This window comes from uncultured Algoriphagus sp. (assembly GCF_963974835.1).
Lineage (GTDB): Bacteria > Bacteroidota > Bacteroidia > Cytophagales > Cyclobacteriaceae > Algoriphagus.
The window spans coordinates 96663-109517 of record NZ_CAXBET010000007.1 but is presented as its reverse complement, the minus strand read 5'-3'; the positions used below and the strand labels follow the sequence as shown (position 1 = coordinate 109517).

10 protein-coding genes are annotated in these 12855 nt (G+C 39.3%); 6 read left to right on the top strand and 4 right to left on the bottom strand.

What is annotated here, in order from left to right:
* Window positions 1-212 precede the first annotated feature (212 nt).
* Window positions 213-2648, bottom strand: a complete 2436-nt coding sequence (locus tag AACZ73_RS14480) for a prolyl oligopeptidase family serine peptidase (protein WP_339878900.1) — start codon at window positions 2646-2648, stop codon at window positions 213-215.
* 584 nt (window positions 2649-3232) lie between these two features.
* Here AACZ73_RS14480 and AACZ73_RS14475 point away from each other — a divergent pair.
* A complete protein-coding gene (locus AACZ73_RS14475) occupies window positions 3233-3982 on the top strand; it encodes a DUF1835 domain-containing protein (protein ID WP_339878899.1) in 750 nt (249 codons plus the stop codon).
* Between the two features lie 95 nt (window positions 3983-4077).
* On the opposite strand, the gene AACZ73_RS14470 is transcribed toward AACZ73_RS14475, so the two are convergent.
* Both AACZ73_RS14470 and AACZ73_RS14465 read right to left on the bottom strand, forming a co-directional pair.
* Window positions 4078-4671 (bottom strand): hypothetical protein, encoded by a 594-nt coding sequence (locus tag AACZ73_RS14470; RefSeq protein WP_339878897.1) that lies wholly within the window; start codon window positions 4669-4671, stop codon window positions 4078-4080.
* The gene (locus AACZ73_RS14465) at window positions 4658-5167 is read right to left on the bottom strand and encodes a sigma-70 family RNA polymerase sigma factor (RefSeq protein ID WP_339878895.1); all 510 of its coding nucleotides are present in this window, start codon (window positions 5165-5167) and stop codon (window positions 4658-4660) included. Before AACZ73_RS14465 ends, AACZ73_RS14470 begins: the two co-directional genes overlap by 14 nt.
* A 239-nt stretch (window positions 5168-5406) precedes the next feature.
* Between AACZ73_RS14465 and AACZ73_RS14460 the strand changes: the two genes are divergently transcribed.
* The 5 genes from AACZ73_RS14460 to AACZ73_RS14440 all read left to right on the top strand — a co-directional run bounded on the left by AACZ73_RS14460 (window position 5407) and on the right by AACZ73_RS14440 (window position 11851).
* Window positions 5407-6378 carry a GSCFA domain-containing protein gene (locus AACZ73_RS14460; RefSeq protein WP_339878894.1) on the top strand — a complete coding sequence of 324 codons (972 nt, stop codon included), beginning with the start codon at window positions 5407-5409 and terminating at the stop codon, window positions 6376-6378.
* Between the two features lie 41 nt (window positions 6379-6419).
* Window positions 6420-8447, top strand: coding sequence for a thioredoxin domain-containing protein (locus tag AACZ73_RS14455; RefSeq protein WP_339878893.1), 2028 nt, complete (start codon window positions 6420-6422; stop codon window positions 8445-8447).
* Between the two features lie 3 nt (window positions 8448-8450).
* Window positions 8451-10970, top strand: coding sequence for a primosomal protein N' (gene priA / locus AACZ73_RS14450; protein WP_339878892.1), 2520 nt, complete (start codon window positions 8451-8453; stop codon window positions 10968-10970).
* 211 nt (window positions 10971-11181) lie between these two features.
* On the top strand, window positions 11182-11448 hold the full coding sequence (locus tag AACZ73_RS14445; protein ID WP_339868159.1) for a DUF6364 family protein: 267 nt from the start codon (window positions 11182-11184) through the stop codon (window positions 11446-11448).
* Window positions 11432-11851 carry a PIN domain-containing protein gene (locus AACZ73_RS14440; protein WP_339878891.1) on the top strand — a complete coding sequence of 140 codons (420 nt, stop codon included), beginning with the start codon at window positions 11432-11434 and terminating at the stop codon, window positions 11849-11851. The genes AACZ73_RS14445 and AACZ73_RS14440 overlap by 17 nt, the downstream gene beginning before the upstream one ends.
* Window positions 11852-11861: 10 nt before the next feature.
* On the opposite strand, the gene AACZ73_RS14435 is transcribed toward AACZ73_RS14440, so the two are convergent.
* Window positions 11862-12707, bottom strand: a complete 846-nt coding sequence (locus AACZ73_RS14435) for an alpha/beta hydrolase (RefSeq protein WP_339878890.1) — start codon at window positions 12705-12707, stop codon at window positions 11862-11864.
* Window positions 12708-12855 lie beyond the last annotated feature (148 nt).

The following is a 12855-nucleotide window of genomic DNA, read 5'->3' as shown; positions in this document are numbered from 1 at the left end:
TTTTCAATAATTATCAAAATTATTTTGATTTATATGTCAAATATGAACCAAAAAAATTAAAACCTGCTTTCCGTTTAAAAAATAAATTGAATATAAAATGTATCTCGTTTACCTTTCAGCCTCTTAGCCGGAGTATAAATCTTGAAAGGGAAATAAAAAAACACCCTTTCTGATATATTACCAGAAAGGGTGTTTTTTGGACTTACAGGCATTTATTTTGTCTTTTCTATTACGTTTTTATTCTTAACATATTCTTCCAACCAGTTATCCATTTCCCATAGCATATGGTTGATCGACTCTTTAGCAGCATATCCATGGCTTTCATTAGGCAGAAAGACTAATCTTGCCGTGGCACCATGTCCTTTTAAAGCATTATAATACCTCTCAGATTGAATTGGAAAAGTTCCGGAGTTATTATCCGCCTGACCGTGAATCAGAAGTATTGGTGTTTCTACTTTATGAGCAAATGAGAATGGAGACATATTGAAATAGACTTCCGGAGCTTCCCAATAAGTTCTCTGCTCATATTGGAATCCAAAAGGAGTCAATGTTCTATTATAAGCGCCACTTCGGGCTATACCCGCAGCAAAGAGATTCGTATGTGACAGTAAATTTGCAGTCATAAATGCTCCATATGAGTGTCCACCTACAGCAATTCTATTTCTATCACCTATCCCTAAATCTACTATCTCATCAATAGCAGCTTCCGCATTTGCTACCAGCTGATCTATGAAGTAATCATTCGGTTCTTTGTCTCCTTCCCCGACGATAGGCATTTCTGTTCTATCCATGATGGCATAGCCACGTGTGACCCAGAATAGTGGTGAACCTGAACTAACTCTAGTAAAGGCATATTGTGACCCTCTCACCTGAGCTGCTACCTCTTTTGATTTATATTCTCGTGGATAGGCCCACATCAAAACCGGTAGTGGAGCATCCTTCCCTGGCTCAAAACCCTCAGGGGTGTAAATCACTGCTGATAAATTCAAACCATCTTTCCTTTCATAGGTAACCAGTTGTTTCTGAATACCTTTAATAGACTCATATGGATTGTCAAAATTGGTTATTTGTCTTGGAGCAACTCTCTTTTTGGTGTTTACCAACCAATAGTTAGGCTGTATATCCGTACTCTCTTTTATTGTGATAAATTCTGAGGCATCGTCATTCAAGACTTTAGAAACTCGTTCATAATAAGGAGCTTGGGATCTCCATAAGATTTTCTCTTCCTTGGTTTCTGTATCAAAAGTTGATAGGTACGGCATATCTCCTTCCGGTGAACCACCTGGGCTTGTCATGTATACCAAATCCCCTTTTCTCAACATTATATTTCTACCATACTCATTCTCCACCATCACTGGATCCCCTGGATCATTATATAAGTCATCAGATGATCGATCAATAATAACCTCCTTAGCCTGTGATGGATCAGAAGGGTTAATTATTGAGCGCATATCTTTTCTTGTTCTAGACCATCGCTCATTCATAATGGCGAAAGAATCGTCTGACCAATCTATTCCTGCAAATCTGTATGCTGAAGTTGCAAGTTTCTGCTTGGACCCTGTAAATGGAGAAGCCAACGTATACACGATCTCCCGTTCCTCCATATCAACACGGGCATCTCCACCATCCTGAGCTTCCACCCAATAAAGCATAGCAGGCTTGTCCGCTCTCCAGCTGATATTTCTCGGACCAGTCACAGTCGCATCAAATCCTGTAGGCCTATTCTCATCCAATGGGATTTGCGCCAATGTTTTTAATTTCTTACCATCTTTTGCCCATATTTCTACATCATAAGGAAATCTATTTGCTGGAACCAAATAAGAAAATGGCTTTTTAATCAACTCAACCATTAAATACGAACCGTCAGGTGACAAATCCATAGACTTAATCATACCTGTTGATCCAATTGGTTTTTTGTTTCCGTCCAAATCAATTTCCATCAACTGAGAATCCATAAAGTATGCGAAAAGAGTCTCATCGTAAGGGTTCTCGAGTAAGTCTTGGTAAGTTCTACTTGGAGCAGCATCTCCGGAAGTTTCCTGAATGATCGGTCCTACCGGAGCTGAAGGTTTTTCAGGAATAGAGCCGCGGGAAGGATTCACAGCTTTCACCAATAAATTATTCTCCGGAGTCCATATGACAGAATTCCCGTAAACGTCATTAACGATCTTCTCCGTAAGTTTTTTTGCAGCATTTGTAGTCAAATCCACTACCCAGAGACTTATTCCATCTACCTCGGTTTGGGTAAAAGACATATACTTCTCGTCATGGGAAAATCTGAAATCACCCATGTTAGGATTAGCAGGCAATCCTGTGATCTGAAATTCTTCACCCGATTGAGTTTTTTTGATTTTTATATTCTCTACACCGATTTGTCGGCTTGGTCCGGAGGTAGCAGGATTGATTCTCATTCCTGCAATCTTCAACTCTGGCTGGGACAATACCTCAATGGTGGGATTGTCCGATCTCTCCATGAGCAACATCCACTCACCATTTTTATTGAATCTTACAAAAGGCGTATTTGGTGCATTCACCAAATCAGCTATTGATTTAGGAGGGGTTTGATAAGTACTCTGTGCCAATACATCTGACTCGAAAAATCCGAGTAAAATAATAAAAGCAAAGATCGTAGTAGCTCTTAATTTCATTGTATTATATTTTTGGTCAATGAAAAATACTACAAACAACCCAGAGACGCACTTATATTAAGACAGAAGGCTAAAAAACAGTTTAAAACACATTTTTAATGAAATCATTGGAGATTTTTAACTGGCTAATATAAAATTCTCAGATTTTCGAAAACTATTCATCCATATTTAACCCACTTAATTAAAAAAAAGTAAAATTTAGCAATCTTTAAATAAGAACTATCAACAACCTTTTAATCAAAACTTCAGCAATTCCAATCTCACTCTAGGTAGAATAAAACATGGAATCTTTTAAGATAAACGTTCCAAACATAACACCCTTGAGGTATTTTGTAAGAGTTACTTTTTAGAATATTTCTCTATAAATAAATTAATTGATTTCCAACCTCTTTCTTCTTCAAGAAGCAAATCAAAGCTATCCAATAGCTACAGTTTGGAACCTTTTAGTCCAAAATTAGGTAAACATAAAAATTAAATGGATGCCTTTACATTATATACAGGCCTCATATAAATGGGGAGAATTTTTAGGGAAATGATCCGTACTTCAATAAATTTAATCTTCACAAAAAACCAAAAACACTCATATGCTACATGTATTAAATGGTGATTCTTTAGCATCTTCATTCCCAGCCAGCCTCCCTGGAGAAATTGCAGTGGCGAGGGAATGCTTAGTTGACGGACCTGTAAAAGCCCATTCTATAGAAGAGCTTTGGGTGATTCGAGATAAGTATCTTTCCAAAAATTATGAAGGGGCAGCAAAGGAAGATTATTTCACCAAAGTAGTTCCTGAGTTTGAAAAAATCATGACTGCTTCATCTGAAACACAAGTCTATCTCTGGTTTGAGAACGATCTGTTTTGTCAGGTGAATTTATGGTTTGTAATGCATTTGCTAAAAAAGCACAAAGGCTCAGTTTACTTGGTTTCCCCTACTACGGATTTAATTGAAGGCTTTGGTGGAATGAATCAGCTGCAATTGGAGCAGGCATTTAGAGATGCTAAATTACTTACCACAAACGAAAGACATATCTTAAGTCACATGTGGGAGTTGTATGAGAGACCGGATGTTTCTGAGGCGATTACCCTTTCTAAGCAGACAAGTCCGGAACTTCCATTTCTATATCCAGCCGTATTAGCATGGAAGGAGTCGATTCCCCATGGAGATTATCCGGGTAAACCTAAGGCCGCATTGAAAGAAATCTCTGCTCAATTGGGTACTGATGATTTCGGAAAAATTTTCAGAGCATTTCATATTAAATTCCCAATCTATGGATATGGAGATTTGAAAGTCAAAAGTCTTTGGGAAGAAGTGAAAAAGGAAGAAGCAAGAAAATAAGTAATTAGCAATCAGTCACATGAAGCAAAGCCGAAATGCGTTTAGTATAACATAATTAATTTCGACTTTGCTCATTATAACTTCTAAGCCATTTTTCAATCTAATTCACGAAGCATTTTCTCAGAGGAATCAATCGTTCCGTTGTATTTTTTATAGGCCCATTGGGTGATTAAATACATAAATATAAAGCCGCCTGGAATATAGATCATCCAAAACACGGGATTCATTATCTTATCTACAGAACCGTTCAACTCTGTCAAAGGAGGCAAAATCGTGATCATTAAAACTCCTCCCAAAATCATCCCATAGCGCTGCACCTTCCAGAATCTATCCTTACTTTTTCTAAACTTTTCCAGAATTGTTGCCGGTGCATCTAAATCTATTCTCACATTACGCATAGCCTTTATTGCAGTCAGACTAGCTGTAGGTAACACAATTAGAATTAGAATAGTGATCAAAGCAAAAATCTGGTTGTACCACATCTCAAACTCTCCAAAATATGAAAGTAAATACATCGCATAAAACACACATATAAATGAGCCGATGAGCTCGGGAATTCGAATCCCATTGAGTTTACTTCTGAATTTTTGTTTGGTGATTTGCATTAAGAGTTCTTTTTGAATTTTGTCTTGTTTTTCCACTTGCAGACTAAGGTCAGCCCAAAGGGATTTCATTTCATCGAGTTCCATATTCTACTGATTTAGGATTCATTTCTGATTTAAGTTTTTGTCTGATTCTAGACATTCTTGTCCCTACATTACTGACTGAGATTCCGGATATCTCGGCAATTTCCTCGTAGGTTTTTTCTTCCAAAAAGAGAAAGATAATACCACGGTCTAGCAGGTTCAATTTTCGAATTTGTGCATAGAGCATTTGAATTCTCTCCTCTTTCTCCGAATCCTGAGGTTCGGAAAATTGAAGCGTAATCTGCTCAAAAGGCAAGGTATTTAATTGCTTTTTTGACTTATTCAAATGAGTAATCGCGGTGTTCATCCCTACCCTATAAAGCCAAGTGCTCGGTTTGGAAGCCTTTTTGAAATGATCAAAAGATTTCCACGTCTGGTACACAATCTCTTGATACAAATCATCCTGTTCAGCTTTTTCCTTCGCATAAATCGAGGTGATCTTATAGATCAGCCCCTGATTTTCATGGATTAGATTGACGAACTCTTCCTCTTTACTCATTTGATTTCATTTACTCCATTAGTCTATAATCTTTGAGAAAAATCACAGAATTGCTGTAAAATTTTTAGAAAGAAGCAAAATACTTAAAGAAAAGCCATTTGTGGAGCGACGAATGACAGCAAATAAAAACATCCAGCTTCTGGAGAAGCAGGACAATGACTATTGACCTATTAGCTCTCAGTGAAACCTTTGTGCTCTCCGCGGTTAAAACAATCCGTCACAAATCCTTAATTTCGGGTATGCAATGGTCCACCGAATTCACTATTCCTGAATCACAATTTCCTATTTCCCATCAGAGCAAAATCCTTAGTATGGGTTCCTGCTTTGCTCAGACGATTGGGCAAAAAATGATTGATGCTAAAATGGATTGTCTAGTCAATCCTTTCGGGACGATTTTCCATCCGATGATTCTGGGTGATCTACTGGATCATGCAATATTTCAGGACAAGCTGGAAGAAAATGGGATTTTGGAGCGAGAAGGGCTGTACTTCTATCTTGGAGTGCACTCTGACCTCCATGCTGAATCGCCCGAAGAACTTAAGCAGAAATATGCTCATCAACTTTCCTCGGTCAGGCAATACCTGGAAACTGGCTCACATCTAATATTGACCTTTGGTACAGCCTGGATATATGAAACCGAAGACTTTGGCAGAGTAGCCAATTGTCATAAACTTCCCCAAAAGCAGTTCAGCAAAAAACTGGTGCCGCTGGACGAAATGGAATTCCATTTTAACCACATTTTCGGGAATATTTCCAGAGCATTTCCGAACCTAAAAATTATCCTCACCGTCAGCCCTGTTCGTCACATCAAAGACGGAATACCAGAAAATCAGTTAAGTAAAAGCCTGCTTCGTGTCCTTTGTTCGCAGTTGGAAAACAAATTTTCCTTTGTCTCTTACTACCCAGCCTATGAGGTGATGATGGACGAATTGCGTGATTATCGATTTTATAAAAAAGATCTGATCCACCCATCTGAAGAAGCCGAAGATTACATCTGGGAAAAGTGGAGTAATTCATACTTCAGCAATGAAACCCAAGCAAAAGTGCTTGAACTCCAAAAAATCAAGCTAGAACTTGCCCATCGAGCACTCAACCCAAAAAGTGAAGGTCATCATAAATTTCTTAACAATCTTCTCCAAAAGCTGGAACGATTGAATAGGGAATTTGATTTTTCAAAAGAGATTAAATCTCTGAACCCAAGAAGGGTTTGAAACCCTTGGTGGGTTAATTCAACTAAATTCTCCAATCTCAAATGTCCAACCTCCTAATTCATTCCCAATCCCCCTACCTACTCCAACACGCGCACAATCCTGTTGACTGGATGCCTTGGGGCCCAGAAGCTTTGGAAAAAGCGAAAAGCGAAAACAAACCGATTTTGGTTTCAATCGGCTATTCGGCGTGCCACTGGTGTCATGTGATGGAGCGTGAAAGTTTCGAGGATGAGGCTACTGCTGAGATCATGAATGCGCATTTCGTATGCATCAAAATCGATCGGGAAGAGCGACCTGATATCGATAATATTTATATGGATGCTGTACAGGCCATGGGATTGCAAGGTGGCTGGCCACTGAATGTTTTTTTGATGCCGAATCAAAAGCCTTTTTATGGTGGGACTTATTTCCCAAATCAGCAATGGAAAGAGCTGTTATCAAACATCGCCAATGCCTTTGAAAAACATGAAGATCAACTGGCTGAAAGTGCAGAAGGATTTGGCAACAGTCTTAATAGAAAAGAAACCGAGAAATACGGAATTACTGCAGGAAATCAGGAGTTGGACCCCGATGAACTCGCAGAGATTGCAACCAAGATAATTGCTCAATTTGATTCAGAATGGGGGGGAATGAATCGCGTACCGAAATTCCCAATGCCGACAATTTGGCATTTCATCTTAGATTATGCTGTGCTCAGCAAGAATGATCAAATGTTGGAAAAGGTCTTTTTCACGTTGAAAAAGATAGGAATGGGTGGAATCTATGACCAACTGAGAGGTGGATTTGCCCGCTATTCTGTGGACGGAGAATGGTTTGCTCCCCACTTCGAAAAGATGCTATACGACAATGGGCAACTGCTGGAATTGTATGCAAAAGCATATCAAGTAAGCAAAGATGATTTCTTCAAAGAAAAAGTCAATGAAACAGTCGCTTGGTTAGATGCAGAAATGCAGAATGGAGAAGGTGGATTTCATGCTGCACAAGATGCTGATTCGGAAGGCGTGGAAGGCAAATTCTATGTTTGGACTTATCAGGAACTCCAACAAATCATTCCCGAGGAATTACCATGGTTTAGCAAACTCTACAACCTCAAACCAGGAGGAAACTGGGAAGAAGGCGTGAATATTCTTTTCCAAACAGAAGCCGAAAAAACAATTGCCGAAGAGTTTGGAATAAGTTTAGAAGAATTTCAGACCAAACTAAAGACATTAAAAACCAAACTTCTGGAAGTCAGAAATCAACGGATATATCCTGGGAAAGATGATAAAATCCTCAGCGGCTGGAATGGCCTGATGAGCGCTGGACTAATCCAATCCTATTATGCTACGGGCAAAAAAAGCATGCTTGATTTGGCAATCAGGAATCTTGAATTCCTTCAGGAAAAACTATTAATTGATGGAGTTTTACATCGTGCCTACAAAAACGGAAGTGCTTATACTCCCGGCTTTTTGGAAGATTATGCAGCTGTGATTAGAGCCTCCATGATGGCTTTTGAAGCAACCGGAAATGCTAGATGGTTGGATTTTGCGAGATCGATGACCGATTTTTGTATCGCTCAGTTTTACGATGAAAGCGATGGCTTTTTCTTCTTCAATAATCCCAAAGCAGAAAAACTGATCGCTAATAAAAAAGAGCTATTTGACAACGTAATCCCTGCTTCCAATTCAATAATGGCAGGGAATCTTCATAGACTTTCACTTTTCACATATGAAGAGAAATACTCGGAAATAGCTTCAAAAATGCTTGGAGGCATGAAAGATTTGACCCTAAAGGAACCTGGATTCCTCTGTAATTGGGCAAGTCTATTTTTGGAAAAGCTTGTCCCAACTGCTGAAATCGCTATTGTCGGAAAGGGAGCATCCGAGAAGGCTAAGGAATTTCAGCAAAACTATTCGCCTAATATGATTTTAGCTTTTTCAGGTAGTTTGACACAAAATGCCGCTATTCTTGCCGACAAAACACCCGATCAGGAAGGAAATGCCTTAATTTATGTTTGCTTTGATCACGCCTGTCGCAAGCCAGTTAGTGCGTATGAAGAAGCGATTTCACAACTTCCCTATTTAGCTTAGTCCTTGGAAAGCCTTTGTTCAGATCAAGATTTATATCCTTCAGGAAGCGGAAATAATTTCGCAGATATCATCCTGCCCGTTCCAATTCCAAGGATGTTCACTTACAGCATTCCGCATTCAATGCAGCCAGAGATCAATCTGGGGGCTCGCGTGATTGTACAGTTTGGAAAGAAAAAAGTCCTCACGGGAATCATTGGAAAAGTCCACAATAAACCCCCGCAAGCTTATCAAGCTAAGCCAATTTTGGAAGTTTTGGATGATACACCCAGCGTAAATCCGCTTCAGATTCGATTTTGGGTTTGGATGGCCGAGTACTATTTCTGCCATATCGGTGAAGTAATGCATGCAGCGTTGCCTTCTGGCTTACGATTAAGTAGCGAAAGCAAAGTTCAACTCAATCCAAACTTCGATAGGGAGGAAAGCAAATATCCATTGGATGCCCGTGAAATTCTGATTTTGGATGCTTTGGAAAATCAGCCTGAGCTTTCTTATGATGACTGCGAAAAAGTGCTTTCCATCAAGAGTATCCATCCTATCTTAAAGAGTCTTGTTAAAAAGGAAGCAATTCTGATTTTTGAAAAAATACAGGAAAAATATACTCCAAAGGTTGAGACGAGGATTCGATTAACGCCGGATCTGTTAGCTAGCAAAAACGCACTACAGGAAGTTTTTGAAGCCTTAGCTGGAAAGGCAAAACAGGAATCAATTCTATTAAAATACCTACGAGATGTCCCGGTCCTTCAAAAACCAAAGTCAAATTCAACTGGACTTGATAAAGCAACACTCTTAGAGGAAGGTGATTCTGAAAGTTCTCTTAAGACGCTAATCAAAAACGGGATTTTCGAATCCTTCAAAGTCGTAGTAAACAGGCTTGCCGAAGAAGAACCTGAATCCGAACCAGCCGTACTTTCTACCAGCCAGCAAGCAGCTTTCGAAGAAATCAAGCATCAATTTGAAAGTAAGCAATCCGTCCTGCTTCATGGAGTGACAGGAAGTGGTAAGACGGAGATATACATTCAGATGATACGTGAAGTGCTGGATTCCGGCTCTCAGGTATTATTGCTATTACCTGAAATTGCACTTACTACTCAGATTGTAACGCGTCTAAAAAAGGTATTTGGCAGTCAGATGGGCGTGTACCATTCGAAGTATTCTGATAACGAGCGGGTGGAAGTTTGGAATGGCGTATTAAGCGGGAGATTCTCTTTCGTAGTCGGGGTTCGCTCATCGATTTTTCTGCCTTTCGATAGTTTAGGATTGATTATCGTCGATGAAGAACATGAATCAAGCTATAAGCAATTTGATCCTGCGCCACGGTTTCAGGCAAGGGATTCTGCCATTATGTTGGCCCATTTTCATCAGGCCAGGACGCTTTTGGGATCCGCTACTCCTTCTTTTGAATCTTACTTCAATGCAAGCCAAGGTAAATTCGGCTATGTGGAATTAACACATCGATTCGGTGATGCTACCATGCCTAACTTTCATCTGGCAGATTTGGCTGCGGATAAGCGCAAAAACTTACTCAAGCTAGACACTACAAGAATACTTAGGGAAAAAATACAAGATGCTCTAGCGCGGCAAGAACAAGTTTTAATCTTCCAAAACCGTAGAGGCTACTCACCTTATATTCAATGCGAAGATTGCGGCTGGACTGGCCAATGTGTGCAGTGCGACGTGAGTTTAACGTATCATCAGTTTTCCGAAGAACTTCGCTGCCACTATTGTGGATACAAGGAAAAAACACCTAGCTCCTGCCCTGCCTGCGGAAGTACGCAATTGACCACGATGGGTATGGGCACAGAAAGGATCGAAGAATCTTTGAGTTTGCTTTTCCCTGAAGCTAGAATTGGCAGAATGGATCTGGACACGACCAGAAACAAACATGGATACCAGCGCTTATTGGATGAATTTGGATCTGGAAATCTGGATATTTTGGTGGGAACTCAGATGATTACCAAAGGCTTGGATTTTGGGCGTGTGACAGTAGTCGGGATTTGGGATGGAGATCGAATTTTAAACTTTCCTGATTTCCGGGCTGGAGAAAGAGCTTTTCAGCAAATCACACAAGTGGCTGGTAGAGCTGGACGAAGGGAAGTACAGGGACAAGTAATCCTGCAAACCAGAGATCCTGAAACACAGATTTATACTCAGGTGATTAAGGGCGATTACTTTGAATTTTTCAATCATGAAATTCATGACCGTAAAAAGTTTTATTATCCGCCTTTTGTAAAACTGGTAAAGATCACTACACGACACACCGACTTCAAAGTAGCAGAAAAAGCTGCACTAAATCTTCATCATGGGATGGCTGAAATTCCTATAAAGAAAATTGTCCTCGGCCCGGAGAAAGGCATCATCGCACGGATTAAAAATCAATATCAGTTTGAGAGTTTGATCAAATTGGATCGCTCAGGAAATACTCCAGTCACTTTCAAAGAGCACCTCTGGAAAATAACCGAAGAGCTTAAATCAAGACCTGAGTTTCGCTCTGTGAGATTTGTGGTGGATGTGGATCCTTCATAGATTAATTGATTGGAAGATTGAAAAACTGGAAGATTACATACAATTTTAACTACTGTTTATCAAATAGTTAAAAACTATTTGATATATTCATGCGCATAATTACAGGATCATGCGCATAAATTATGAAATCGAGCATAACAAAATCGTCATATGGTTGGATGATTATCCAGTATGCGAAATTCCATGTGACCTTTAAAATAATTCTACCCACATGAAGAAGAGACTCAATATCACCATAGAAGAAAATCTGCTGGATAAGATCAAGGCTTACGCGGATCAGAATGAGACGAGTATTTCAAGTCTTGTGGAAGAGCATTTCGAAGCGCTAATCAAACCAAAGCCAAAATTGAAAAACGGAATGAGTTTGGTGGAATACATGAAATCTTTACCAAAATTTGATATTCCAGACGATTACGATTACAAAGAAGAATATTACAAAGCCAAAGCAAAAAAAATGGGCTATGAAGATCTTTTTTGATGTAAATGTACTCCTCGATATCAGTATTAAAAGAACATCCGACCCTGAAAAATTTTCAGTAATATTAAATCACTTGTCAACTGGAAAGATTCAAGGATTCATTACTACTGGAGTGGTTCAAACCTGTGCTTACATTTTGCTGAAGCTTTTAGATTATGAAAAAACTGCTGAAATATTAACTAACCTGATTCCTAATTTTGACTTTTTAGAGGGTAAAAAAAGCCATGTTCAAAATGCTTTGGAAATGAAGTTTGCTGATATAGAAGATGCTATTTTCTATCAAATTGCGCTTGATCACCACATGGACGCCATTGTCACTTCTGACAAAGATTTCCTCAAACTCTCGAAGCCTTACCTCCAAGTAATTACTCCTGAGGAGTTGATCGACAGCTTAACAAAGTAATTTTTAAAGATCAATTCTCCTCAATAAACCCAAGGACATCTTTATAGACCCTACTTCCAGTCCATAAAAACTGTGTGATCATAGGGATATGCTTTTTCTTAGGGTAGATCTTCACTGTTACATTTTCGATTACTTTTTCTTCTACCCGCTTCATAAAACGTATGCGACTAGCTTGAATACTTGGATAAGTCCTTTCTCCTTCCAAAATCAACATAGGCCCTAAATCTTCCTTCAAATAGTACATCGAAGAATATTCCTTCCAAACCGCAGGATCATCTGTAAATGCATTCAGGTACTTCTTACCTTCTCCTTCGCTCGTTTCCTCCAAATAACCATACATATCCAATCCCGCAGCATCAATCAAAATAGAACCTGCCAATTTCTTTCCATTTTCTGAAGGCTCTAATCCACCTTCTTTGACAGCAATTAATGAGGCCAGGTGCCCGCCTGCAGAATGCCCAGATACAAAAATTTGGTTTGGATTTCCACCATAACCTTCGATATTATCCTTAGTCCAATTTACAGCCGCCAAAGCCGCATTCTGCATAGCAGGAATCTCATAATCCGGAGACAAAGGATAATCAGCAATCACTACGATCACATCCCTCCTAGCTAGCCTATTTCCAAGAAAGTGATACATCTCCTTATTCCCAGACTTCCAACTTCCACCGTAAAAAAACACCAATACAGGAAGTTTCTCAGCCTTTTTTGCCGCATAAATATCCAAACTCTTGTTTGGTAAATCCTCTTGGGTATTGGCTGAAATGTAGTTGATATCTTTAGTTCTTTTTAAAGTTTGAAAAGCACAAGAGCTAATCAAAAATGTTAAAAATAGCACAGGAAATATTCGAAGCATAATTGGTGATTTTCCTTATAAACGAACATACGCAAGCATTAAGATCGTTTTAAGCCATCGTCATTGCGAAGAGGCAGTTATTCCCGAATTTTCGGGAACGAAGCAATCTTATGTTATTTAACTGGATTGCCACTCTCCGCTCGCAATG

Bases quoted from the DNA above. Each gene is read 5' to 3' on its own strand.
- AACZ73_RS14470 (WP_339878897.1), bottom strand. From the start codon at position 4,671: ATGGAACTCGATGAAATGAAATCCCTTTGGGCTGACCTTAGTCTGCAA.
- AACZ73_RS14435 (WP_339878890.1), bottom strand. From the start codon at position 12,707: ATGCTTCGAATATTTCCTGTGCTATTTTTAACATTTTTGATTAGCTCT.
- AACZ73_RS14480 (WP_339878900.1), bottom strand. From the start codon at position 2,648: ATGAAATTAAGAGCTACTACGATCTTTGCTTTTATTATTTTACTCGGA.
- AACZ73_RS14475 (WP_339878899.1), top strand. From the start codon at position 3,233: ATGCTACATGTATTAAATGGTGATTCTTTAGCATCTTCATTCCCAGCC.
- AACZ73_RS14465 (WP_339878895.1), bottom strand. From the start codon at position 5,167: ATGAGTAAAGAGGAAGAGTTCGTCAATCTAATCCATGAAAATCAGGGG.
- AACZ73_RS14445 (WP_339868159.1), top strand. From the start codon at position 11,182: ATGAAGAAGAGACTCAATATCACCATAGAAGAAAATCTGCTGGATAAG.
- AACZ73_RS14460 (WP_339878894.1), top strand. From the start codon at position 5,407: ATGCAATGGTCCACCGAATTCACTATTCCTGAATCACAATTTCCTATT.
- AACZ73_RS14455 (WP_339878893.1), top strand. From the start codon at position 6,420: ATGTCCAACCTCCTAATTCATTCCCAATCCCCCTACCTACTCCAACAC.
- AACZ73_RS14440 (WP_339878891.1), top strand. From the start codon at position 11,432: ATGAAGATCTTTTTTGATGTAAATGTACTCCTCGATATCAGTATTAAA.